Origin of the sequence: Ferroplasma acidiphilum, from assembly GCF_002078355.1 — an archaeon.
Lineage (GTDB): Archaea > Thermoplasmatota > Thermoplasmata > Thermoplasmatales > Thermoplasmataceae > Ferroplasma > Ferroplasma acidiphilum.
In genome coordinates this window covers 884,852-908,990 of sequence record NZ_CP015363.1, presented here as the reverse complement: position 1 = coordinate 908,990, position 24,139 = coordinate 884,852, and the positions used below count along the sequence as shown (strand labels likewise).

General features: G+C 33.4%; 24 protein-coding genes and 1 pseudogene. 16 read left to right on the top strand and 9 right to left on the bottom strand.

Going from position 1 to position 24,139, the window contains the following annotated elements:
- The first annotated feature begins 24 nt into the window (after positions 1–24).
- Both fad_RS04620 and fad_RS04615 read left to right on the top strand, forming a co-directional pair.
- The gene (locus fad_RS04620; RefSeq protein WP_081143156.1) at positions 25–1,419 is read left to right on the top strand and encodes a transposase; all 1,395 of its coding nucleotides are present in this window, start codon (positions 25–27) and stop codon (positions 1,417–1,419) included.
- A 28-nt stretch (positions 1,420–1,447) separates the two neighbouring features.
- Positions 1,448–1,984, top strand: a complete 537-nt coding sequence (locus tag fad_RS04615) for a hypothetical protein (RefSeq protein ID WP_155951121.1) — start codon at positions 1,448–1,450, stop codon at positions 1,982–1,984.
- A gap of 288 nt (positions 1,985–2,272) precedes the next feature.
- Here fad_RS04615 and fad_RS04610 read toward each other — a convergent pair whose 3' ends face one another.
- Positions 2,273–3,169, bottom strand: a complete 897-nt coding sequence (locus fad_RS04610; RefSeq protein ID WP_081142196.1) for an FkbM family methyltransferase — start codon at positions 3,167–3,169, stop codon at positions 2,273–2,275.
- A 308-nt stretch (positions 3,170–3,477) separates the two neighbouring features.
- Here fad_RS04610 and fad_RS09490 point away from each other — a divergent pair, with 308 nt between their 5' ends.
- The 4 genes from fad_RS09490 to fad_RS09485 all read left to right on the top strand — a co-directional run bounded on the left by fad_RS09490 (position 3,478) and on the right by fad_RS09485 (position 5,640).
- Positions 3,478–3,894, top strand: coding sequence for an IS110 family transposase (locus fad_RS09490; RefSeq protein WP_236940623.1), 417 nt, complete (start codon positions 3,478–3,480; stop codon positions 3,892–3,894).
- A gap of 539 nt (positions 3,895–4,433) precedes the next feature.
- Complete coding sequence (locus fad_RS04600) at positions 4,434–4,703, top strand: transposase (RefSeq protein ID WP_081142195.1); 270 nt, start codon at positions 4,434–4,436, stop codon at positions 4,701–4,703.
- Positions 4,703–5,431, top strand: coding sequence for an IS3 family transposase (locus fad_RS04595; RefSeq protein WP_236940622.1), 729 nt, complete (start codon positions 4,703–4,705; stop codon positions 5,429–5,431). Before fad_RS04600 ends, fad_RS04595 begins: the two co-directional genes overlap by 1 nt.
- A complete protein-coding gene (locus tag fad_RS09485) occupies positions 5,389–5,640 on the top strand; it encodes an integrase core domain-containing protein (RefSeq protein WP_236940621.1) in 252 nt (83 codons plus the stop codon). The genes fad_RS04595 and fad_RS09485 overlap by 43 nt, the downstream gene beginning before the upstream one ends.
- A gap of 31 nt (positions 5,641–5,671) precedes the next feature.
- Here the strand turns inward: fad_RS09485 and fad_RS04590 are convergent.
- Together fad_RS04590 and fad_RS04585 are read right to left on the bottom strand one after the other, a co-directional pair.
- Positions 5,672–6,367, bottom strand: a pseudogene (locus fad_RS04590) (IS110 family transposase); the annotation flags it as partial.
- 460 nt (positions 6,368–6,827) lie between these two features.
- Positions 6,828–7,685 (bottom strand): sulfatase-like hydrolase/transferase, encoded by an 858-nt coding sequence (locus fad_RS04585; protein WP_081142193.1) that lies wholly within the window; start codon positions 7,683–7,685, stop codon positions 6,828–6,830.
- Positions 7,686–7,895: 210 nt separating this feature from the next.
- Between fad_RS04585 and fad_RS04580 the strand changes: the two genes are divergently transcribed.
- Positions 7,896–9,272, top strand: a complete 1,377-nt coding sequence (locus tag fad_RS04580) for a transposase (RefSeq protein ID WP_081141818.1) — start codon at positions 7,896–7,898, stop codon at positions 9,270–9,272.
- A 4-nt stretch (positions 9,273–9,276) separates the two neighbouring features.
- Here the strand turns inward: fad_RS04580 and fad_RS04575 are convergent, their stop codons facing one another.
- Both fad_RS04575 and fad_RS04570 read right to left on the bottom strand, forming a co-directional pair.
- Positions 9,277–9,747, bottom strand: a complete 471-nt coding sequence (locus fad_RS04575) for an alkaline phosphatase family protein (RefSeq protein WP_081142192.1) — start codon at positions 9,745–9,747, stop codon at positions 9,277–9,279.
- Positions 9,747–10,568 carry a phosphoadenosine phosphosulfate reductase family protein gene (locus fad_RS04570; RefSeq protein ID WP_081142190.1) on the bottom strand — a complete coding sequence of 274 codons (822 nt, stop codon included), beginning with the start codon at positions 10,566–10,568 and terminating at the stop codon, positions 9,747–9,749. Before fad_RS04570 ends, fad_RS04575 begins: the two co-directional genes overlap by 1 nt.
- Before the next feature lie 164 nt (positions 10,569–10,732).
- Between fad_RS04570 and fad_RS04565 the strand changes: the two genes are divergently transcribed.
- The 4 genes from fad_RS04565 (at position 10,733) to fad_RS04550 (ending at position 13,559) form a co-directional block, all read left to right on the top strand.
- Positions 10,733–10,993, top strand: a complete 261-nt coding sequence (locus fad_RS04565; RefSeq protein WP_236940620.1) for a hypothetical protein — start codon at positions 10,733–10,735, stop codon at positions 10,991–10,993.
- 39 nt (positions 10,994–11,032) lie between these two features.
- Entirely contained in the window at positions 11,033–12,160 is a 1,128-nt protein-coding gene (locus tag fad_RS04560) for an IS630 family transposase (RefSeq protein WP_196795628.1), read from the top strand.
- Between the two features lie 39 nt (positions 12,161–12,199).
- Entirely contained in the window at positions 12,200–13,060 is an 861-nt protein-coding gene (locus tag fad_RS04555) for a transposase (protein WP_236940619.1), read from the top strand.
- Between the two features lie 346 nt (positions 13,061–13,406).
- Positions 13,407–13,559 (top strand): transposase, encoded by a 153-nt coding sequence (locus fad_RS04550; protein WP_081142188.1) that lies wholly within the window; start codon positions 13,407–13,409, stop codon positions 13,557–13,559.
- Here fad_RS04550 and fad_RS04545 read toward each other — a convergent pair.
- Positions 13,540–14,901, bottom strand: coding sequence for a transposase (locus tag fad_RS04545; RefSeq protein ID WP_081142072.1), 1,362 nt, complete (start codon positions 14,899–14,901; stop codon positions 13,540–13,542). The two genes, fad_RS04550 and fad_RS04545, sit on opposite strands and share 20 nt — an antisense overlap.
- 199 nt (positions 14,902–15,100) lie before the next feature.
- On the opposite strand from fad_RS04545, the gene fad_RS04540 reads away from it, so the two are divergent.
- From fad_RS04540 to fad_RS04530, 3 genes are all read left to right on the top strand, one after another.
- Complete coding sequence (locus fad_RS04540) at positions 15,101–15,973, top strand: hypothetical protein (protein ID WP_081142186.1); 873 nt, start codon at positions 15,101–15,103, stop codon at positions 15,971–15,973.
- A gap of 568 nt (positions 15,974–16,541) precedes the next feature.
- The gene (locus tag fad_RS04535) at positions 16,542–16,928 is read left to right on the top strand and encodes a HEPN domain-containing protein (protein ID WP_081142184.1); all 387 of its coding nucleotides are present in this window, start codon (positions 16,542–16,544) and stop codon (positions 16,926–16,928) included.
- Entirely contained in the window at positions 16,912–17,226 is a 315-nt protein-coding gene (locus tag fad_RS04530) for a nucleotidyltransferase domain-containing protein (protein WP_081142182.1), read from the top strand. Before fad_RS04535 ends, fad_RS04530 begins: the two co-directional genes overlap by 17 nt.
- A gap of 93 nt (positions 17,227–17,319) precedes the next feature.
- On the opposite strand, the gene fad_RS04525 is transcribed toward fad_RS04530, so the two are convergent.
- The gene (locus tag fad_RS04525) at positions 17,320–17,670 is read right to left on the bottom strand and encodes a heavy metal-binding domain-containing protein (protein WP_081142180.1); all 351 of its coding nucleotides are present in this window, start codon (positions 17,668–17,670) and stop codon (positions 17,320–17,322) included.
- A 210-nt stretch (positions 17,671–17,880) separates the two neighbouring features.
- Here fad_RS04525 and fad_RS04520 point away from each other — a divergent pair, with 210 nt between their 5' ends.
- On the top strand, positions 17,881–19,203 hold the full coding sequence (locus tag fad_RS04520; RefSeq protein ID WP_081142178.1) for an APC family permease: 1,323 nt from the start codon (positions 17,881–17,883) through the stop codon (positions 19,201–19,203).
- A 186-nt stretch (positions 19,204–19,389) separates the two neighbouring features.
- Positions 19,390–20,823, top strand: a complete 1,434-nt coding sequence (locus fad_RS04515) for an APC family permease (protein WP_081142177.1) — start codon at positions 19,390–19,392, stop codon at positions 20,821–20,823.
- 313 nt (positions 20,824–21,136) lie between these two features.
- On the opposite strand, the gene fad_RS04510 is transcribed toward fad_RS04515, so the two are convergent.
- Together fad_RS04510 and fad_RS04505 are read right to left on the bottom strand one after the other, a co-directional pair.
- Entirely contained in the window at positions 21,137–22,153 is a 1,017-nt protein-coding gene (locus fad_RS04510) for a glycosyltransferase family 4 protein (protein WP_155951120.1), read from the bottom strand.
- A 393-nt stretch (positions 22,154–22,546) separates the two neighbouring features.
- Positions 22,547–24,133, bottom strand: coding sequence for a DUF2079 domain-containing protein (locus tag fad_RS04505; protein ID WP_081142173.1), 1,587 nt, complete (start codon positions 24,131–24,133; stop codon positions 22,547–22,549).
- Positions 24,134–24,139: the final 6 nt, after the last annotated feature.

Below are 24,139 nucleotides of genomic sequence, written 5' to 3'. Positions count from 1 at the left end.
TTATATATTCCCTATATAGGGTATATGGAAGAATGGGTAAAGGATGTACTGCAAGAAGAAAAAAGGAAAAGGAAGATTCCACTTGAGGTGAAGAGGCTAAACGGCAATTATTATTTATACCATTCAACAACTAAATATGATAAGGAAAAGCATGGTGCAAGGAAAGTATCTGATTACATTGGAAGAATTACAGAGAATGGCATAGTAAGCAATGACAATTCCAGGTCTGTGTATGAATATGGAAATTCAGAATTAATATACTCTGTATCAAAGGATATAATAAAACTATTGAAGAAATACTTCCCGGATACATGGGAATCAATATATGCAATGTCAGTGGTAAGGCTAATAAGCTATACACCGATGAAAAGCATTAAGGAAAGATGGGATAAACTGTACATGTCCAGATATATCAATGCGCATGTATCGCCCAATACATTGACAGACCTTCTTATTGAAACAGGTTCAGATATCAGCAGCCAGTATGATCTATTCAATGATTTAATGCACGATTCCATGAAGCTTGCATTTGATCTATCATCAATATTCTCAAGGTCAGAGAATATAAATATGGCAGAGAAGGGGCATAACCATGAGCATGAGTATATACCACAGATAAATATTGCAATGGTATTTGACTTAGATTACTATAAGCCTGTTTTCCTTAAATCATTGGATGGTTCTGTAAGGGATATAAAATCTTTAAGGAAGGTACTGGAAGAGATTAATTTTAATGGAGTATTAGTAATGGACAGGGGGTTTGCATCATATTCCTTAGCGGATGAAATAAATAATAAATTCATAATGCCATTGAGGAGGAATAATAAGATTATTGATTATAATGCTATATTCAAGTCAAGCTTCATGTACAGGGACAGGGGAATACTTTGTACATCATATAAATATGGAAAATATTATGTATACATATTTCAGGACCAGCTGTTGATGTCAGAGGAGGCAAATACATTCATATCATTGATAGCTGACAATAAGAAGAGCCAGGATGATTATAATAGTGCATCTAAAGTATTCGGCAAGATTGCAATATTGTCAAATATAGATGACAAACCTGAAAATATATACCTAATGTATAAGCAGAGGGAAGAGATAGAACAGTCATTTGATGCTATGAAGAATGAATTGGAAAATGACAAGTCATACTTGAGCAATGATGATTCCATAAGGGGATATTTCTTTATTTCATTTGTATCATTATACATATATTACTCAATATTTGTGTTAATAAGGGCCGCAGGATTGACTGATAAATTATCTGTAAAGGATGCATTATTAAAATATTCAAGGGTTTACAGGATTGTACACAACAGTAAGGAAATTATTTCAGAGGTTCCTGCATCATCCGAAAGGATAGATGAACAATTAGGTACAAATATATTCCCTAAAAAGTTGGGGAGTTAAGGTTTTAAATAAAGACTTCTATTTCGTTTTGACCGGTAACAAAATAACAAATATGATTCACTATTCAGATCTTAATAAGCCATTAGTTTTAAGCGCAATTTACACACAAATAGCTTACTGCGAAATCGCAATACGTGAATATTTAAAATGTAAAAACAAGTATGGCAATAACGAAGAAGAACTTAAAAATTTCCTAGAAAGTATGAAAATTAAGGTACCCTGTATAGAGAAACATATAAGAGATGCAATAAAACGGTTTGATTGTAACAAGAAAAACAATATTGAAACAAATGTACTCGATGAACTCCATTTTTATGACGAATTAATTTTATTTAGAGAGCTTATTTCAATGCTCAGCGATGATCAAATAATAAAATTTAAAGAGAATGTTAACCTTGATGGTAATAAAATAACATTATACAAAAATCTGAGAAATTATATAATGCATTCAAAAAAGCAAATAATAAAAAAGAAAATTTATGACATTACAAAATGGGTAGACTTCTTAAAAACTTGCCAAAATATCATATCATATGTAGAAACGTGCTTGAATAGTAGAAACTAAAAAAAATAAATATAGGTTTTGAAAAAATTAAAGAACTTATTAATAAACACAATGACATCAACGAGTCCGGTGAAAGTAAGAATGCATAATAACAAATTAACAAAACCTAATTTTATATTATATTTTTAATTGTGAGAAAAGCGAATTTCAACATAACATACAAGGAGAAAATAATAGGTAAAATTTAATTCAATAATCTAATATAAGTGTCTATTTTCTTGTATCTAATCCAACTTCCTCGAGAAGAATTAGCCCAGGGATATTCAATTAATCATGTTAACATTGATATTAGGAATCGTTAGGTAATTTTGCGTAGATCTGACCAATAACCATATTTGGATTGCTTGCATCTTTGTTATAAATCTGTACTGGTTTTGTGAACGTTACATCAAACCCACAATTTTCAAGTTTTTCCTTTAATTTTTCATAACCATAGTGATACTCTATTTGCATTCTTTTAAATTTTTTTAATGTATCATTATCCTCTTTAAGTAAATTATACTCACAGCCTTCACAATCCATCTTTAAAACTGGACTCTCATAATCATACTCCTTTAATAGTGTCTTTAGAGATATTGTCCTGATTTCCGTTCCCTCATTGGAAGATTTTAAATTAGTGCCGTGAGTATTGGTTACGTCCATTTTAACCTTAATCAAACCATCTTCCCCATACCCTGCGTTCAACAAAATAACTTTTTCTTTTCCGATATCGTTTTGTTCAAGATTTTTTAATGCTATCGAATAAGAGTGAGGATATGGTTCCAGTCCTAAAACTCTCTTAGCATTACTCACCGCGAAATATATAGTTGAATCACCTATATTGGTGCCAATATCAATAACATTTTCATTTTCTACATCCAAAAATTTATAACCTTCTTCGATGAATACTTCTATTATATCAGTCCATTCATCTACCGAGAAGACCAATGGCCTTTTTTTATATGTGAATTTAATGGTTCCGGCAATCAAGTCGTCATTAGAATTGACGTCGATATTAACATTAGAATGTGCTTTTAAGGTAATAGCGTTGTACATTTTTACTTTCCAGTTACTCCAGTTATGTATTTGCCCATCTCTTAATTTTACCTTAATGATTGATTTATTTTTTCTTAAGTTATACATAACACTGAAATAGTTTACATAATTCTTTCTATATCTCTTGAAGGACTCTATATAAAAATTCATCTCATTTTCACCTTTATCTTATATTAAACCTTAATCTATTTTCATTCTTTAATCTTCTGATTCATTCTACTTCTATTAGGGTAATATTATATAACAAGCGAATATATAACCTCTTATACAAATGCTTGTATAATGATTTTAACCATAACTCCATTATGGCAATGATCAGGGAATACTGAATTCTCCTTGTGGTTTAATCCACCTTAGATAGTATGTATTTCCCTTTTCATATTCAGGTATAAAAATAATGTATATTGTGCAAATGCACCGATAATAAGCAAGACTGTTGGAATATGGGAAGGAATAGTATGAACTGGTCTGGAGGTTATATGATATATGTTGGAATAGCTCTGGCCAAGAAAAAGTTTGATTACTGCATTATAGATAGTGAATTGAGTGTAATAAAAAGGGGAATATTAATAAATAACAACAATGGTTTCAGTGAATTTCTAAGAATAATAAAGAAATATAAAAATATAAAAATAGGTATAGAATCCACAGGGATATACCATGTTAACCTGTATACGTATCTAATAAACAATAATTGCAATATAATACTATTGAATCCAATGGAAACAAAGCTGTTGAAGAGTTCAAGGATAAGGAAGAATAAGACAGACAAGATAGATGCAGAAGCAATAGCAAAATATATTATAATACGTAAAAACAATATAATTACTATGGAAAAAAATACTGAAAATACTTACACAAATCTTAAGGAATAGGTATACACATATGTAAGAATAAACAGGAAAATAGCAATGATAAAGAACCAGCTAATAAGGGATTTAGATTTATTATACCCCGGATTAACTGATATAGTAAATACAGATTCTAAGTATTTTATTGGTATAATAAATAATATAGAAAAAATCATTGAAAACAATTATAAAATAAAATATATCAGTAATAGTAAACACAGTGAAATAAGAAATATCTTAATAAACAGCAATACAAATAATGCAGTAAAATACGACATAGATATAAACATTGAAACACTGGAATTACTGAATAAGCAGTTAATAAGGTTGTGCATGTAATTATGTGTAAATATAAACCCCTCTGTTATCAATGAATTTAATCATTAAATAACAGAGAAGGATACCTCTTTTGATCAGGGAGGTAATAAAATATGGAAAATACAGATATAAACATATCGGCTCTTGAGAATATAGATGGTGCGTACCCTTTATTATTTGGACAGTTATCAAGCGGAATATATAGAAATTGATAAATATAAATTGGAATATAATGAGGTGATATAATGGAGAAATTTACAGCAGATGAAAAGGTAGCAATAGTAATGGAATCATTTACATCAAATAATATAGCAGAGCTATGCAGGAGGCATGGAGTATCTATAGCCAGCTTCTATAAATGGAGGGATAAATTTATAGAATCGGGAAAACAGGGATTCTATGGTTCTGGAGGAAATAACGGGTATGAGAAGGAGATTGAGAAATTAAAGAGGCTGGTAGGTGACCAGGCTTTAGTTATAGACGAATTAAAAAAAAATTACAGAGGGAAGAGATAATGGAAGCAGTAAATAACCTTAGGAATAAGCTATCAGTATCAAGGCTCTCTAAAATTGCTAAAATACAGAGATCATACATCTACTATAACAGGAAAATTACAGCAAAGCATAGGAAATCCAGGATACCTGAAAATACAATAAATAAGGTACTGGATATATCAGGAAATAGGGTGACATACGGGCACAGGAGAATATGGGCTGTATTAAGGAATGAAGGAATAAATATAAACATAAAAACAGTAAGGAGAATTATAAAATCTAGGAATTTACAATTACCATATGCAAAGCATAAGAACAGGACAAACAAAAGGAATTTAACAAAGCCTTCAGCTCTAAACCAGCTATGGGAAACAGATATACACTATGTAAGCACATATAATGGGATGTACTATTTAATGGTTGTAAAGGATTGCTTCTCCAAAAGATGGATCTCATATAATTTCTCAAGGACATGCACAGCTAATGACTGTATAAGGCCAATAGAAGAGGCATATGCAATAAGGTACAGTAATTCCAATCTTAGCAATCTGGTACTGAGGACAGACAATGGAACACAGTATATAGCTAAAAGCTTTAAAGATACTGTAAGGTTACTGAATATTAAACGTGAATACATTAAAAAGCAGACACCTGAGGACAATGGGGATATCAAATCATTCCACAATTCATTGAAAACTGATTATATATGGAGAATGACCTTGAAAGCTATGAAGATGCTAAGGAATTAATAGAATACGCATTCAATGATTACAATAATTACAGGCCACATTCTTCTATAGGCTATTTAACACCTGTAGAATTTGAAAAGCAATGGAACAGCAGTGAGGAATTCAGGAATAAGTTTCTGGAAGAGAGAAAGAAAAAGAAAGAAAGGGGATTGAAAAACAGGAAAATTAATATAAGCAGGAGGAATGAAAGTGTCTCAATATTACACTAAAAAACTGTCCAAATTTTGGGGGAACAGATCATGCATCATCTTCATCAGGTATTCCTATGCTGTTTTCAGATATTTCCATTAGTTTATTGATATCTTCCATATTATAATGGCCTTTACTGGCTTTTTTTATTAATTTTATAATATTGTCAATACCAGCATTTACAATATTATACGGTGTTGCATATTCATATAGTATTGCTAATCCTGTTGAAGAATCAATACTGTACAAATCTGTAAATTCAGGGAATACAGCTGCGAGGTCACTATGTATATAATTTTTAATTGCAGTAATACTTTTAACAACAACATTCCTTTCCCTTGAAATACTGGACAATGAAGATCTGTTATGGCCTGTATATTCCCTGTATCTTGGATCATGCCATGGTGTTGCTGCTAATACATGTGCATCTTCACTGTCAGATTTAATAGTATTAAGGTTCATCATATTTCTTAAATGCAATGTTTTCCTTGCATCTACCATATATACAGTAAAATTATTATTCTCTAAGAAATATTTCAATGGAATATGGTAATTCCCTGTGGGGTTCATAAATATAAATTGAACCTTACCATTATTATTATTCTCTATTTTCTTTATTTTATCTATTAGAAATTCAAAATCTTCTTTTATATTCCTTATTTTACCATGCCATAGCCTGTTTTCTTTTTCATCCTGTATTTCTGCATAATGTATTCTTTCATGCGTATCTATACCTACGGACAACATTTATATTTCCTCCACCCATACATATACAGGGATTAAAGATTCATTAAGCATACACCTATTACTTTCCCATTGGAAAGAGAATGCTTATTAGCAATGATGAATCAGGGGAGATTCACAGAACAGTACGTAAGTACAGTTATTATTAACTCCCCCTCCCTATACATCTGGATAAATCCAGATTGATTTTTAGTATAGGTTATTTCTCATATAGCATTTATGGGGGAAATTAACAGACAGTAAGGTTATTTACAATTTACAGAAAATAATGTAGACTATCAATGTAGAATATACCAATGAAATTAATGAAAATGAATATGAATTTAATAAAATACAGAAAAAATTGATTGATTGATATATGCTATGGATGTACACCCGTTACTATGGAAAATTGCTATAGAATGGGAAAAGCAGAACATTAACGCAATAATCTTATAGGGTTGTATCCTGTTTTATATTTAGCTTATAAATATTTCATTCCATTAATATTTTTATTATTATATTTCTGGCTTGTCTCTTCATTTTCAGGGATTTTGAAGTATTTATCCACATTAAAAATTGATAAATAATCTGTCAATTCTCTGTAATCATATCTATTTCCGTTGAATTCTTCCACAGTTCCATCTGCATTTAAAGTTAATTTTATATTGCCTTTAAACAGAGTTTTGCGTGGAATATCTATCTTTTTTTTAATTTTATTAAAATCCGGTCTATTCTCATACTTTGGGGATAGATGTATATCACCCTGAATACCATATGATTCGCATAACACTATCTCAGATTTTAACTTCCTTAGTGAAACATTCTCATTTGCTATTATATCTTTTATAAAATCAAATAAATTTACCAAACCTGTGTTTGTATATTTATCATATTGGTTTACTTTTATTAGACTTGAAGGGATATGTATAAATAGAGGTATTCTTGATATTTCGTCATAATTATATATTCCATGTCCTACATATCCCTTTTCGTTAAAACCCTGCCCATGATCTGATGTTATTATAACAATTGAATTATCCAGCTGTTTTTCATCAATTAATTTTGATATTATTGCATCAAATATGGATGTTATTTTACCTGCCTGGGTAAAATATATCTCTTTCATTTTATTTAATGTTCTATTGTTTAATTTTTTATAGCCAAATGCGTATTCGATTTTTGTATTTACATCACCAACATGCTTAATATATGGGTCATGCATTTCCATAAAGTTGAAGAAAAAAAACTGTGGAGAGATAAAATGTGTTGAATCTGCAAAGCTCTTCAGGATCTCTTTATAACCTTTATATGTTGGATCGCCGTGCCTGAACAGTATCATGGAAATGTATACAGCCGCTTTTAAAGGGTGTTTTTTGATGAGAAATTGTGCCGCCTTTACTTTTGATTTAACCCTTAACTCTTAGTTTTTTACGTTATATGTCACATTTTCTCTCTCCATCTATGTAATAGTAAGTTAGTGTTTTACCGGGTTTATTACCACATTTGATTAGAGAAATATTTATATACATATTACGTATATATACGTTATATGAATAATATGCCAGATTGGGTATTGAAACATAAGGGGAAGGGGATAGAGATAAGGAGGTTCGGTGACAGGTATTATGCATATGAATCATCAAGCAGGTATGATAAGGATCTAAAAAGGGCAAAGAAAGTGACAGGGAAATACCTTGGGGTTGTAACACCTGCTGGAATAATAAAGAAAAGCGATGTTTCAGGCATAAGTGGGGACTATGAATATGGAAATATTGCATTGTTGTATGGAATAGCAGGGAAGACAATACTCCCGGTACTGAAGCAGGTATTTCCATATATGTATGAGAGGATAATAATATATGTAATACTCAGGGATATACAGCCGCTACCAATGAAGTCCTTAAGGTATCTATATGAGAAAACATACCTTTCAAGAATGTATAATGAATCCATGTCTCCCGGGTCCATTTCAGGAATGCTGTCATCACTGCCACAGGAAGGCATGGTAGCAGTAATGAGAAAGCTCACAGAAAAGGGCGAGTATGTTTTAATGGATTCAACAGCAATATTCTCCAGGTCAGAGAACATATCATTCCTTGAGCCTGGCCATAATTCAAAGGAGATACACCTTCCACAGATCAATGTAATGATGCTGTTCTCATCAACAAGGACTGTACCCACATTCATAAGGATACTTCCAGGCTCAATAAGGGATGTATCAGCTATGGCAAATACAATAGACATAGCAGGCGTGGAAAGATGCGTTATAGTAGCAGATAAGGGCTTCTTCTCCGCAGACAATATTAAAAAGCTGAAGAGGAGGCATCTTAGCTACATCATACCATTGAGGAGGAATTCTTCCATTATACCGGAAAGCGGTGATTTCCTTAATGTTTTCATGTACAATGGAAAGCCTGTGAAGTACTGGAAGCCTGAGAATGGTGTATATGTATTCGAAGACCCTGTCCTGAAATCAGAGGAGGAGAGGGACTACCTCATAAGAATCCATGACAATATCAGGTCAAAATCATCATACTACGATCATTCCGGTGATTTTGGAAAGCTTTACCTTTTATCCGATATTATTGATGAACCGGAACGGATATACAGATTGTACAAAGAACGTGAATATGTTGAATACGCTTTCAATGTATACAAGAATGACCTTGAAGCAGATAGATCATATATCCGAGATGATCACATGCTTTCATCCTACATGTTTTTGAATTTACTCTCACTTTACCTGCATTTCCAGGTACTTAACACGATAGATGGAAAATACAGTGTGAGGGATATTCTACTCATTCTTTCCAGGATAAAAATATACAGTACAGGGAAAACTGAGATGGTAAGCGAAATACCGAAGAAGGCAAAGGAACTCATATCAAAATTAGGGGTAGACCTGGACATATTACGTAAAAAATGAAGAGTTAAGGTTTAATCTGTAAATATTTATCCATATCCTCTCTGGATAAAAACGCTTTTAGATTAAACTTTCCTGTTGGCTCAAAGAATTTCGATTGAATATGGACAAAATTGTTAAAATGGTCAGGAACACCTGAATATGAAAGAATGGAATTTGATGAAAATCCAGATGTATAATATCCATTTTCCTTAGCCAAATCCATTAAAAGCTTTCCCTTATATTCTGTGGACATCTTTATAACATCCAGTACCCTGTACTTATTATATAATTCATGTATTCCATGTTCGGATGGGTACAAACCTGTAAATAAAGAAATGTGTGAAGGCAAAGTCCACGAAGAGGGAGACCTTGCATTCTCAAATATAAATGAATTTTCAACTATTGATTTGTATTTTCCATTGTATTCCTTTAACCATTTATCAAAGGCATCTTTCCGCAAAGTATCCATTAAAATTATTATTATATGTGGTTTCATTACATATACCCGAACTTTCTAAGTTGATCCATCATATTTTCTTTGTCCTGTGCCCTTCCAGCCCTTTCAGCCGTATTTTCCAGATCCTGTTCCCATGCAGGACTGTCGCTGGTTTTGGTGGAATCATATTTGCCATCTATTGACCTGTAGCCCTTGTAGTATAATGGATGTATTGGCAATTTATTATCAAACATATATTTCCATATGTCTTTCTCCCTGAAAGTTATAACAGGCTGCACCCTCACATGGTCAGGGTCAGTTCTCTCAGAGATAAAAACTTCATTTGACCTGGCTTCATTTTCATCCCACCTTACCCCTGTATAAAGGCTGTCAAATCTGTACCTACGTATAACATCGTTAAACGGAGCCGTTTTGAGGAGGTGGTTCCCTTCCAGTGTTTCCAAACCATAATCTATATATTTTTTGCTGAAATCAAAATTAATTTTCCTTAATTCTTCATGGTTATCTTCATTCAAGTCATCAACGTTTACTCTATTGTTATCAACTTTGGATAAAAAATTATCGTTTCTGGCATAAATAACCTTAAAGCCCCATTCTTTTGATATATCTTTAACCATTTTGTAGGTTTCATCATAATGCTGGCCATGGTCTATTAATATTGCCGGTGGAATAGCCATTTTTCGATCTCTGGCTACCGTCTTTACAAGATCCAGCACAACTGTAGAATCTTTTCCAGCAGACCATAAGACTGCTGGACGGATAAAGTCATCCATAGCGTCATCAATTACAACTTTAGATATATTTACTTTTGCATCAAGTGATAGATATTTTTCTTCCCTTTTTTTGTATTCATAATCCATTATAATGCATATCGGTTTATAATATATGAATATTATGAATAACTCAGTCTCTCCGCATGTCTTACCATTTAATTTAATTTCTTTGTAAATCTATGTAGTTTTATCTATTACAAGGTAAATTAAGTTTATGACAAAATTAAAATTGGAGGGAATAATTTTGAATTATGATCAACAACATCATCCCTCCGGATTTAAATGCCAATAAGGTTAAAAAGTTTTACTCTTCCCGGATGGCCAGTATCTTTTCAAATAATATACATGCACAGTCAAAATACAGTTCAGGAGATATTGTAAATACAATAAGGAATGCTATAGCAAATAAAATGTATATAGAAACATATGTAAGGAATTACAATACCATACATACTCCATCAGGAGACACATTATTTAAAAGGTTATATGAAGCTAGATTATCATTCGCTTAATTAATAGTCTATATTTATATATCTGTTTGTATTATATTTATGATAGAAATGGTTTTTAAAAGAAAATACCCGAAGCCTGACGTTTCAGATGAAGATCTTGATAAACTCAGGAGAATTAAATCATCAATGAAGGAGGAGAAGAGAAAGGTAATAAGATTATCAATTATACTTGATTACCTCGAGGATTACAGCGATGACAGAATTGCAGCAAGAAACAATATTAACAAAAATACAGTAAAGAAATGCCTTTCAAAGTTAAGGGAATTTGGGCTGGATGCTGCATTGAATGACCTTCCAAGGCCTGGAAAGCCCAGAATAATAACAGATGATGATAAGGCATGGATCATTAACCTTGCATGCACAAAGCCATCAGATCATGGTTATCCTGATGAGCTATGGTCATATACGATAATGGTAGACTATATAAGGAAGAATAATCCTTCACTTAAGAATATAAGCAGGTCAACTGTATATGAAATATTAAACAATGCAGAGATAAAGCCACATAAGGTAAGGTACTATGTGGAAAAGAGGGACAATAATTTTGAGGAAAAGATGGCTACTGTGCTCCATGTATATAAGGAAATTGATATGGTAAACAATGGTGTTATAATACCCGAGCTAAGGGATACAGTAACATTATCATTTGACAAAAAACCAGGAATACAGGCAATATCCCTGACATCTAAAGAGCTTCCTCCTGTTCCCGGAAAACACCCTTCTGTAACAAGGGATTATGAGTATAGGAGATTAGGCACCCTATCGCTTTTAGCAGGGATAGACCTGCATACAGGCATTGTTACCGAGATAGTCAGCAGAACACACAACAGCGATGATTTCATAGCATTCCTTAAGAAACTGGATTCATCATATACAAAAAATAAAAAAATAAGGATAATACTGGATAACCTGAAGGTTCATACATCAGATAAAACAAGGGAATATTTATTAACAGTCCCGAACAGGTTTGAGTTTGTCTTTACCCCTAAGCATGGTTCATGGCTGAACATTGTTGAAATGCTGTTCAGCAAGCTTGCCAGAACCATGCTACGTGAGATCAGGGTAAATACCATTGATGAATTGAAGGAAAGGATTGATAAGTACTTTGAAGAAATTAACAGGTCCCCGGTAATCTTCAGATGGAAGTATAAAATGGATGAGATATAATAGTATATGAATTAAGCGAACAAATATTCAGTATTAACAATGCTTATTGGCAATACTGTTAAAATGGCTATAGAATTAAATATATTCAATAAGCCTGTTAATGTAGCAATAGATGAGCATGATGAGCCATATACAGGCAATGATAATAAATATTTAATAGATGCACCATTCCATAAATTTAGAGGCACAGACATGGCATACAGGTTTGCAACATTGGATTGTGTAGGCAATAACAGATTTGCATTATCAGGAATAATAAAGCATCCACTGGATGGAATTGGCAATGCAAAGGAAGTTAGAATGCTTATAGGGCATGCATTGTCACCTGGGATTAAAATAAATACAGTATTAATGGATAGAGGCTACTTAGATTCCAATGTTATGAATACAGTAAATTCAATGAAATTGAAATATATTATACCTACAAAGGATAACAATAAGGTTAAAAAGTTTAAGAATATGGATCTGAAATACTGTAAAGACATATATGGCAATGAATTTCTATTCACTGTAATAAGGGATAATATAGGGTCATTAAACAAAACTTATTCTAATTTTGTCCATATTATATATTATTCAGACAAAAAGCATGATTTCTCTTTTTATACAAATATTAATGTTAATGAAAATAATGTTATGGAACTTGCAGAATTATATAGAAAAAGATGGGGCATAGAGAATGGTTACCAATCAAGGAAAATAGATATAAGGGAAAAAACACATTCAAATAGAATGGTTATAAGGTATTGTTTATATTTCTTTTCTATACTGGTATATAATCTATGGATCCTTATTAATCTTATAAGGAGAATCTGTGGTTTATCACATATCATACTCATGGACTTTTTAATAGCCATGGGAAATAGAAAATGGAAGAGAATAATGAATAACAATGGATGAATGAATAATAATCGCATGAAAATATATTCATAATTATTGCATCATTAGCCTAAGCTATAAACATTATATTTTTAATGTTCTGATAATACTGAAAAATTCATAAGTTTTGTATCTCATAAAGCAACATTGGTATATAATTGTGGTTGAATAGAAAATAAAATCATGCTATTTATTCAAAAATTAATGATATTCTGCATTATTATTAGAGACATGCGGGTTGTGTCCCGAATTTTGTGTAAATATAAACCCCCTGTTATTGGTCTGCCCCCTTAAATGACGATACAAAGTCTTCTTATAGAGGCAATTATATATTAAGTAAAATATATAACATAAGGGGGAATGGTATATGATGGGTGAAAGAAGAAAATGGAAAGCAGAGGAAAAACTTGCAATAATAAAAGAAATAGAAGATACTGGAAAGGTTATTGAAACATGCAGGAAATATTCAATAAGCAGTGGGATGTATTATAAATGGAACCTTAACTCGGCACATTTTTAGGGAACAGCTCCGGTTTAAGTTCCAGGATTTCAGCAAGTTCCCTGACTTTCTTTGGTATCTCTGCCATTATTATTCTATCTCCAACATCAGTAAGGTATATCTTTGACAGCTGCAGAAGAGCATCCTTTACACTAATTTTATTATTGATTTTCTTTGCCTTTAACAACTTCAAGAGCCTGTAATATGCAATGAGGGATATGAAAGAAACAAATACATACCCTTTTAATGTATCATCATCCCTCAGGTATGGTGTATCCACCTGCAAAAGATTCTTGAATACATCGAATGATTCCTCTATGTCATTCCTGAACTTGTATAATTCAAATATTGATTGCGGCTTTTCCCTTACATTGGTGATAAGTGCAATCTTTCCTGCCTTTTCAGGTGAATATACAGGTTTCTTCCCGGAGTCAACAAGCGAATAGTACTCATTCTCCTCCATGGCTCTGAGCAATATATCCTCGAATACATGAATATCATAGTTTTTTATAGTAGTGGAAGAGTATCTTATAGCCCTTTTTCTGAACATGAAGAAATTATCTCCATTTATGGAATAGTCAGGGAGCTTTGAATCCCTTTTCAATGGTGTTATAAAGTACAATCCATTCGTATCCATTTTGCTAAAATTATTGTCATCTATGAATCCACGGTCCATAACAAATAGAGTTCCCGGTGAGAGCTCTTCCTCCGTCTTTCTTAATGTATCAATATCTGCAATACTTCCAGGTACCAGGCGGATATAGCATGGCTCATTCCTCAACCTTGAAAATCCCATAATGATCCTTATCATTGGAAGATTGATGTCATTGTTGTTATGCCCGAACTCTGCCATCCTTATTCCAGGTGAATAGGAGAATAAGGCTGATGTATCATAGGCTATGACCTCATTCTTTTTCATCAGTTTCATATAGATACTCTTCTGCTTATCCTGATCCTGCCCTATGCGCTTTAACATAGATGACAATGATTTTGGTGATAGTTCATGTATTGTCCTGGAAAGCCATGTTTTCTCTATCCATGATTTTATGGACTTCAACGGCAAAGGGAATATTAGCCTGTTGAGGGAGAAAGCAACAATTTTCGTATAATCATCAGGATATTCTTCCCTTAATAATGACAATACATCCTTCATAAGGGAGAATATGAGCTCAAGGTGGCCAATCTCATATATTCCATGGATTGATACAACCTCCCTTACTTTTTTAGGATTCTCTATGTCACCATTAATTACCTTTCCAACATATTTGGAAACCTTGTGCCTTTTACTGTGTTCTGAATCCCATACCATGCTGCTCTCATAAACGTAATTATATTTTCCAACCTTTTTTATCTCCCTTGTCATGTTCTGTATATAGGGAACACATATAAGCAAATAAATCTTTCGCCAAATACTGGATAATAATTCAAATGTTCCCTAAATAAGCTCAGAGTTTAGGTTATTATTGATTTGTGGGGTCAAAGCAAATCACCCCTATATTTCACTATATAGGGGGTTTTCCTTTTAAGTTTTAAATTTATTATGGGATAATTATTAAATTAGAATGAATTATGCAACACACTATTATTTCAGACAAGCTTTATACGACGCATTGAATTATACTGCTGAAGCTGAAGTGTATGATAATAATTATAACGGTACATCCGTAGCTTACCAGGAACTCGGACCGCTCTCGCCAAGTTATGGAAATGCATTCTACAATCCAAATAACTATTCACTGCCTACCCAGGATCTGAAAGGTGCAGCTCAGAATATATCACTAGCTGGCCAGCAAATGGGCTTCTACGTAAAACTGGCAAATGGAACTAGAGTTGGAAACCTGAGCGGGAAAAATTTAGCTTCTCACACATTTACACTGACAGGCTTATCGCCTGCAACGAGTATAGAGAACGCCCAGCTCACAGCAGCAATAGATTCGTTTGCACAGATTGGATTGACGTTTAATACCAAACTTGTAACAGAATCTATAGTCGGTGGATGGTCAACAGCTAATGTGACCCCACATTTCGTGGATCTGGCATGGGAGCCTGATTACTCTGATGCAGTCGGACAGCAACTTATACCGGTCATGGACGTGTCCAACGGTGGGATAGGGAATAAGGCATGGGTAGACAATTCATCGCTGCAATCTATATTCTCTACCCTGGATTTCGAAAATGTATCTGCCCAGGAGAAGGCTATGTACCATGTACAGAACCTTACATACGACCAGTATGCATATATGTGGCTGCCGGTTCCTGATGATATATACTTCGTACAGCCTTACGTACACAATTTTGTATGGAATCCATTTGTAGAATATTTCTATAATGTGATGTATATTTCATACAAAGGAGGAGGTACATCCACAGCCTCAGACCTTTCTATGTATGCGTCAATAACCTCGATGTTTATGGCCGGAATAAAATTATTTTAATTATTAAATTTTAATTTTAAGATATTTTTTACTTTAATTATATAACAAATATTTGATTTGGCTTTTATTCAAATAAATTACGTTTCAGACACCAGATACTGGTTATTATACTTCCCGGCTCCTGCGCATAACAAATCAATGTACTGTAATTCACGATCCCCTCGCAAGGAAGCTATGACTTCAGTCATAGGAGAAATTACGACAATTTTATATATAGAGGTTGTGTATGTAATTATGTGTAAATATAAACCCCTCTGTTACCAATAAATTTAATCGTTAACAACAGAGAATGTTGTCTCTTTGAATGAGCAGAATAAATGATATGAGTATTAAGATAAAAACTTCCTAGATTTTGAAGAGGGAAATAGCGATATAAAAGAGAAGAGCTTAAATCAAAGCATTTATCTAGGAAGATGATCACATACTAAAACGTACAGGGAAAATAAAGCAAATATTCAAAAAAATACGCTATATCAGTACAAATAACTATTGTCACAACCCAACATGGGATGGGCACAGAATTATACATAATATTTAAATAAGGCTATAAAATATTAAAAGGATATAATTGTCATTTAGTGAAGCTGAAATTTTAAGGAAAAGAGCCAGTGATTTTCTTGAAGAAGGAGGACACTTAATAGATATTAAAAAATATGACCTTGCTATTTTTAATCTTGAGCAATATTGTGAGTTAATTTTAAAGTATAAGATGCTAATAAAATTAGGTTACTATCCAAGAACACATTCATTGAAAGAATTAATAAATAAATTATCCGAGTTAGATGATAATATAAAAGACCTTGTTAATAATGAGAAGGATTTACTTTATATAGGCAGGTTAACAGATGCTTATATTTCTGCGAGGTATATGCCGTTTGAATTTGACGAAAAAGAAACAAAAAATGTATATAAATTTATAGTTGAGGTATTTAATAAATATGTCAATAGAATATGAGTTAAAAAAATTAAATTATCTAAAAAATTATCGGGAAGCGTGCAAAGAAGTTTATAGATTAGTCAAAAACATAGATAATAATGCAAGGGTTTTCGTTTTTGGATCTGTTTTAACAGGAAATACAACCGCTTCAAGTGATATAGATATACTGGTGCTGGAAAGTAATAAGGACTTAAAAGATGAAATAAATATTAAAGTGTTAAAGTATATCGATGCGCCTGTTGAATTACATATAGTAGATAATAATGGACTCGACTGGTATAAAAGATTTTCAGATAATATTGAAGAAATCAAATAAGTTCTTTTAAACCATTAATATAGAATATCTGAATAGCATTGCATATAGGCTATAAATTCCCGTATGGTTATCGCCCGGGTAACAGTGGAGTTCTTAATGATTCCCGGAGACTGGCTCCAGCACCACTGCTGTCCCATATGCTACAATTTCGCTCATGGTTTGGCCGATCTCTGAGGAGTCAAATCGCATAGCAACAACTCCATTAGCCCCCAGTTCACTGGCATTGGCCTTCATCCGTCCGACCGCATGGGTACGGGCCTCAGTCAACATAGCAGTATATTCCTTGATCTCTCCACCTGCAAGAGACCGGAGCCCCGCTACTACATTGCCTCCCAATCCGCGGCTCCTTACCACGATCCCAAATACTGTGCCAATCGTGCGCACGACAATCATGCCCGATACCTCTGGTGTGGTGACCGTAATTACATCCTGAATATTAGTCATGTAGGATTCCTTTCCGTGCTAGAATTAATATTTTTGCCATAAAAAAATATGTATCATGTGTATATTATTTTTTGTATTCAATCATGTTATATTGAATGTAAATGTTTAAGGGTATGTGCATGCGGCCAATATTATACTGAATTGGCCAGTTCAGAAAATTAATAAACAACAATATTTATTTACTGTACCGGGATAATCTTTTATACTTAAATGAAAGATAAGAAATTTATCAGTGTTCCTGTGGCAACGGCAGTGGGGCTGGGAGCTATTATAGGCGCAGGCATATTTGTTTTAAGTGGCACTACCATAGCACTGGCAGGGGCTAATGCACTTATAGCTTTTGTTCTTGTTGGAGTACTTGCAATTATTATTGCAATGGAATTAGGTGAACTGGGTTCAATAATGCCCCACGCAAAAGGTGCTTCTTTTTCCTATATTTATGAGGCTTTTGGCAGTGAAATGGGTTTTATTACTGGCATATTGCTATATTTCAGCTTCTCCACAGCCATAGCGGCAATTGCATTGGGCTTCGGGTCATATCTTGGCTCCCTGGTAGGGTTGCACACAGGTTATTATCCCATAATATTTGCCATTATTCTGATATTTGTGCTTGCAATTGTAAATATAGTAGGAATAAAGAAGGCTGCAAAGGCTGATTTTTACCTTGTTATGGTAAAATTGGCGATACTGTCAATATTTGTGATTGCTGCAGTTATTCTTGCATACACAACTAAATCACTGAACACTTCAAATTTTGTTACACCGGTTGCTAAAGACAATATATCTGCTATATTTGCTGCCAGCATTGCAGTGTTTTTTGCATACTCAGGTTTCCAGTCCATTTCAACATTCACATCAGATGTAAAGGGTGGAGCCAATAAAGCAGCAAAGGCCATAATTCTATCTGTAGTAATCAGTATGGTATTTTATATTTTAGTGGTACTGGCGCTTATCCTCATGGTACCTGCTTCTAAATATACCATATCGGCTGATCCGCTTGCATTTGCATTAAAATATGTCCATGCACCCTATTCAATCTATTTGCTTGTGACCATAGGTGCCCTTATTGCAACAACTTCCGCCACCCTTGCCATGATTATGACATCTTCCAGAATATTATACCAGATTGGTGACAACAAGCTTTTGCCAAAATTTTTCCGTAATTTCAACTATAAAAAGGATGTTTCAGTTAATGGTGTAATTATTTCATCATTAATCGGGATAGTTATGCTATTCTCCGGGAATATTTATATTATAGCCGCAATAAGCAATTTTGGATTGCTTTTATCTTATTTAGTAGCAAGCTTTGCAATAATACATTTCAGGAGGATTAAGAAATTCGGAACCTTCAAAACTCCACTGTATCCATTTACTATTATTGCCGGAATAATCCTGCTGATTGTATTCATACTCGGCATGCCCAGGGAAGCACTGGATATCGGGGTTGTAATAATACTATTGCTGTTTATGCTGTACTATTTCTTCATTGAACTTAAAAGGGATAAGGTAATTAAAGAGGAACTGTTTAAATAACATATCTTTACTGTATAAGTCCCGCAATGTAGAACTGATACTTTATCCAATGAAATTAAATACATATAAATAGTATCTATTATATATAATTCATTATTAACCAAATAGGTATAAACGAATGCTGATAATGCTGCATATATTCACGCTTTATAAATTATTTAAATATTAATTCTGTCTGATTGAATTATGGATAATGCTCTTAACAGAAATAGCATGACTTTCTGGGGCCTTGTATTCTATGCCATAATGGTTATTGCACCTGCAGGGCCATTTGCATTCACCGGTGCCAGTGCTATGGAATATGCCGGTAAGACAGCCCCACTTACATTTTTAATTGGCGGTGCAATTCTTTTCCTTGCGGTTATAGCAGTTTATATTTATTCCGAAAAAGTTAGCAATGCCGGAGGTTATTACAAATATGTGGAAGTTGCAACACATAATAAATACTTAAGCAAAAGCGTTGGATTTTATTACCTGTTTATGGTTTTAAGCAGCATTATAGGTTCCAGCATTCTTCTTGGATGGTTTCTCTATATAGGATTGGAGGTAATGGTTGGCTATACCCTACCATTCGTATTCGTTGTCCTTGTTTCATTCATAACTTCGGTAATTTATCTGGTAGTGGGAATATTAGCATTAAATTACAGCCAGAAAATAGCCATAGTAGTAGGATTATTTGATCTTGCTTTCTTTTTAACATTATCAGCAGCCATAGTAATCAAATCACCATATAATGGAATCCAGTACTTTAATATCTTTAATTCTACAAACGGATTCCATGGGTTTTTCCTTGGGATGGTCACTGGTGGTTTTGTTGCATTCTCAGGTTATGGCTCTATAGTTGTACTTGCCGAGGAAACAAAAACGCCAGGTAAAACTATAAAAAAGGCTATTGTTACATCGCTCCTTATAATGATAGCCTATGATACATTTATTATATACGCTAATGTTGGAGGATTGGGTCCCAACCTTCCAGCAGGCCTGGCATATTTTGCTCCAGGATTATACGTAACCGATAGTTATTATGGCATATATATAACTTTACTGGCATTCAGTGTATTCCTGGTTTCTGCACTTATTTCAACGGTGATATTCGGAAACAGTGCGGCTAGAGACCTATATTCCCTGGCAAGAGATGGCATATTGCCAAAAACCTTTACAAAAATACATAAAGAATACCGCAGCCCGTATATGGCTGTCATAGCCGTATTTGTTGTAGCTGTAGTAGGCATAAGCCTGGGGCTGGTTCCGCTGGTATACTACTATGGAGAAAATAATGGATTATTTGATTTACTGGTTATCAATTCAATTATTGGTTCTGTATTCACCCTGTCCTATCACATAATAGTAAACGAAACTCTCCCTGTTTTAATGCACAGGCTAAAACAATTAAATCCAGTGACACATATAATAGCACCTACAGCTGCATCGGTAATGATCGGTATAGCAATATATTATTCATTAATCGACCTGGTATGGTCATTATCAGCGGCGTATATATTCCTTCCCGGATTGATAATACTTGCTATTATCATAACCTATAGCAGGAAAAATAAAGTGCAGATGGATACTATCGAACAGGAAGATAGTGAGAGAAAGGCACGGCGCACACAGCAATGATTCAGGTTAATTATGCTGAGTTCAGTGTGTGATATCCCGTAATTAATTCATTTATAAATTTATTATTCTTAATCACTTAAATTGCATTTGTTTTCTTTATATGTCGTAGAGAGCTATAGTTTTATAGAAATCCTTTGAACGTTGTTTGATAACATGTAAAACTTTGAGTATTAGAAATCCACTAAGCTAAAGGCGAATATATGGAATGATTACTTGAGTAAGAGGATGTAGGTTAATACATTAAAAGTGATAATATTGAATGCCAAAAACTTATAGAAGCTAAAGATCGAATCAAGCGTTAATATTCGCACTATCAGTTTGTGTATTTATCAATAATTTCCATATGCGCACTGGCAACTCTGTCCCAGCTGTTGTGTTCTTCAATAAAACTACCAAGTGCAGGATCGCTGAACTCTATCTCTTTCCCATTCAGGATATCTATTGTTGCTTTTGCCATGGCTGTTGTATCAAATTCCTTTACAAGTTTTACGCAGTTGAATTTTTTATAAACAGAAATGCCAGCTATATCATATGCTACAACAGGAGTATTAAGGTATATAGCCTGAAGTATAGATATGGAAAATGAATCGCTATGTGATGGGTATACCATTGCCTTAGCTGTGGAAAGTTCACTGTAAAGTTCATCATCTGTTAATTTTCCTTTATATTTGACAAATTTCTCCAGATGGTATTTTGACAATAGTGCAAAAAAATAACGTTCCTCATAGGAATGCTGGAACTGGCCAGCTACTACTACTTCTACTCTTAAACTTTTTACTATTTCCTTTACGATTAAAATGAAATCAAATATTCCCTTCCTATACACAAGCCTTGCAAAAAATATAATTTTATTTTCCTTTTCTTTCCCTCTGAAGTTTTTTATTCCGGTATCAAGGGCATTTGACGGTTCAAGCAGGTATATATTTTTAAAATTAATTTTCATATTTGTTGTATATGAGTGGTTAACCATAGTAATAAATCCAAGGTTCCTTGCACCGGTAAGTTTTAACATGGTTAATTTTCTATTTGTATAGTCATAAAGGGCAATTCCAGCTACAAGGCCAGACAATTTAGGGGCAATCCTAGCAAATTTATACCCGGAGTAAATTTCTGGCACAAAATGCATATTCACATCATCAAGATCCTGCAGACACACACCAAGCTTTTTACCTGTTTTATTGCTCATTAATAATGAAAGCTCCCCTCCATATTTTATATTCTCAAAATAATACTGAAAATCAAGATCATATATTAATTCACATGTACTTATGTCTTTAGAGTATTTTTCAATAATATCATTAATATTTATCTTATCTCCTTTATATTCCATAAAATATGGGCTTATCACAACTTTAAGTTTCGCCAGGTGTTCTATATACTCAGAGTTGTGGCTGGAGCTATCAATATATGCCTGTGGTTCAGGGAAATAATATACTTAATAATGTGTAGCAAGCCTTTCAATAACCCCACGCATATGCTTCTGAGCACCACCTACACGGTTAAATAATTTTCCATTTGCAAATATTGCTATTCTCAATAGAAACCGATAGAATGTTTATATATAATTTTTCTTTAACAGTCAAATATATTTTATACTCACTTCCAATAAATTAGCAAAGGCAAATTTGTTATAATTATTTTTCTGAAGAATTCGGGAAAAATTAATATTATGAGTGGGTTATCCAGACATACTAGAATCTACAAGTACAATATTGTTATTATTTTAATTTCTCTTCAGTACAATTATGCCATAATTATGTGCGTATACTGTATAATTACCAGAGGCCATATATTCATGCTCCAGCATATTTAACGATATGTTTGTTCCTGAGATATGGGTTGGTTCACTCGACCATATACTATTCTGGTTCTCAACGAGATATTGATAGTAATCTCCCTTTATTATTACATCTGTTGTGTAGGGAAAGGCTGTGGCATTGAGGTCATTCCCAAATAATGGGAATAAACCATTGCCTGTAACCAGGGTTGCGTTTTTTGGAATTGAATTTGCAATTTCGTGTTCGAATATGACCTGATTCATATATGTGTCGTTTCCATAATGGGTAGCTGAGGTGTATATGCTATTAGAATTAGCATCACCAGATACTATTGGTGTTGCAATTGAAAATCCCAGTATTGCTATGATTATTATAACACTAAGAGCCATACGGAGTTGTAATTTAAATGAAGGTCTGTGCATCTGACTCTTTACCAATATATACATACCGACTACCCCACTGACAGCGACCATAGGAATAAATATCATAGTGTATTGATACCCAATGGTATAATATGAGGGGTAAGTAGAGAACATGGAATAGATAATATAAGGTACAAATGTTAATATGGACGCTGGATATCTTATGAATAAAAATGCGAATCCACCGAATGCGAAAAATAATAGTGTAAGTTTTAAAATATAATTCTGTACAAGGAGATGCAGGACAAGCACAGGATTGGTAAATGTATCAATAACCAGAGTTGTCGGGCCTACTGACCCGCTAACGTGTATGCTCAATACTGAGACAGGTACTCCTGCAATATCCCCTTTCAATATTCCCGCAAATATAAAATAAGGCACTAAAATCGCAAGGGAAATAAAAAAATAAATGGACCCCCTGACCACTGAATGATTGCTGGTTATCATAAATGTCCTGTTTAGAAATATTTCAAATAATATTGCCATCAACGCGATAGATACAAAGGTTGAATGGATTGATACTATTAAAGCCAGGAATATGATGTTAAGTATATATTTCTTCTTGATAAATGAATAGATAGCCAGAAAGAAGAAAAGCGGCAAAAAAACCATTAGATGAAAATCAAAAAAAACCGGGCTTTCGGTTAATGGAGACATGATATATGCCATCGATATTATAAATGAGATTGTTGAAGCATTAAGCCATTTCCCTGCTTTGATAATCCCTATTCTTTGAAGTATTTCCTTTGAAAGCAGATAAAGAACAAGTGTTGAAAATCCTATGGCAAATGACTGTAGTACAATAAGGGTATATGCCGATGGAAATAAATAGTACGGAATCAATAAGATGAAGAGAATAGGTGAGAAATGCTCGGCTAGATAACTCCCTGGAACAAGTGCAGAATAGAAAAGATGCCCGGAAATACCAGATGACAACGCCTGCATATAAATACCCATGTCCCAGCCGGTCATCTCTACAAGGTTAAATGCCATTGAAGAATAAACTGTGAACAATATTGAAAATACTAGTGACACAATGAAAATCCATAGAAAGTACGGATCATTTTTTAACTTACTGGCAATATTTGTAATTACTTTTAAATGTGACATTTATTG

Excerpts from the sequence above, each read along its gene's own strand:
- fad_RS04620 (WP_081143156.1), top strand. The coding sequence starts at position 25 with ATGGAAGAATGGGTAAAGGATGTACTGCAAGAAGAAAAAAGGAAAAGG.
- fad_RS04610 (WP_081142196.1), bottom strand. The coding sequence starts at position 3,169 with ATGAATTTTTATATAGAGTCCTTCAAGAGATATAGAAAGAATTATGTA.
- fad_RS09490 (WP_236940623.1), top strand. The coding sequence starts at position 3,478 with ATGAACTGGTCTGGAGGTTATATGATATATGTTGGAATAGCTCTGGCC.
- fad_RS04600 (WP_081142195.1), top strand. The coding sequence starts at position 4,434 with ATGGAGAAATTTACAGCAGATGAAAAGGTAGCAATAGTAATGGAATCA.
- fad_RS04595 (WP_236940622.1), top strand. The coding sequence starts at position 4,703 with ATGGAAGCAGTAAATAACCTTAGGAATAAGCTATCAGTATCAAGGCTC.
- fad_RS09485 (WP_236940621.1), top strand. The coding sequence starts at position 5,389 with ATGGAGAATGACCTTGAAAGCTATGAAGATGCTAAGGAATTAATAGAA.
- fad_RS04585 (WP_081142193.1), bottom strand. The coding sequence starts at position 7,685 with ATGATACTGTTCAGGCACGGCGATCCAACATATAAAGGTTATAAAGAG.
- fad_RS04580 (WP_081141818.1), top strand. The coding sequence starts at position 7,896 with ATGAATAATATGCCAGATTGGGTATTGAAACATAAGGGGAAGGGGATA.
- fad_RS04575 (WP_081142192.1), bottom strand. The coding sequence starts at position 9,747 with ATGAAACCACATATAATAATAATTTTAATGGATACTTTGCGGAAAGAT.
- fad_RS04570 (WP_081142190.1), bottom strand. The coding sequence starts at position 10,568 with ATGGATTATGAATACAAAAAAAGGGAAGAAAAATATCTATCACTTGAT.
- fad_RS04565 (WP_236940620.1), top strand. The coding sequence starts at position 10,733 with ATGATCAACAACATCATCCCTCCGGATTTAAATGCCAATAAGGTTAAA.
- fad_RS04560 (WP_196795628.1), top strand. The coding sequence starts at position 11,033 with ATGATAGAAATGGTTTTTAAAAGAAAATACCCGAAGCCTGACGTTTCA.
- fad_RS04555 (WP_236940619.1), top strand. The coding sequence starts at position 12,200 with ATGCTTATTGGCAATACTGTTAAAATGGCTATAGAATTAAATATATTC.
- fad_RS04550 (WP_081142188.1), top strand. The coding sequence starts at position 13,407 with ATGATGGGTGAAAGAAGAAAATGGAAAGCAGAGGAAAAACTTGCAATA.
- fad_RS04545 (WP_081142072.1), bottom strand. The coding sequence starts at position 14,901 with ATGACAAGGGAGATAAAAAAGGTTGGAAAATATAATTACGTTTATGAG.
- fad_RS04540 (WP_081142186.1), top strand. The coding sequence starts at position 15,101 with ATGAATTATGCAACACACTATTATTTCAGACAAGCTTTATACGACGCA.
- fad_RS04530 (WP_081142182.1), top strand. The coding sequence starts at position 16,912 with ATGTCAATAGAATATGAGTTAAAAAAATTAAATTATCTAAAAAATTAT.
- fad_RS04525 (WP_081142180.1), bottom strand. The coding sequence starts at position 17,670 with ATGACTAATATTCAGGATGTAATTACGGTCACCACACCAGAGGTATCG.
- fad_RS04520 (WP_081142178.1), top strand. The coding sequence starts at position 17,881 with ATGAAAGATAAGAAATTTATCAGTGTTCCTGTGGCAACGGCAGTGGGG.
- fad_RS04515 (WP_081142177.1), top strand. The coding sequence starts at position 19,390 with ATGGATAATGCTCTTAACAGAAATAGCATGACTTTCTGGGGCCTTGTA.
- fad_RS04510 (WP_155951120.1), bottom strand. The coding sequence starts at position 22,153 with ATGGAATATAAAGGAGATAAGATAAATATTAATGATATTATTGAAAAA.
- fad_RS04505 (WP_081142173.1), bottom strand. The coding sequence starts at position 24,133 with ATGTCACATTTAAAAGTAATTACAAATATTGCCAGTAAGTTAAAAAAT.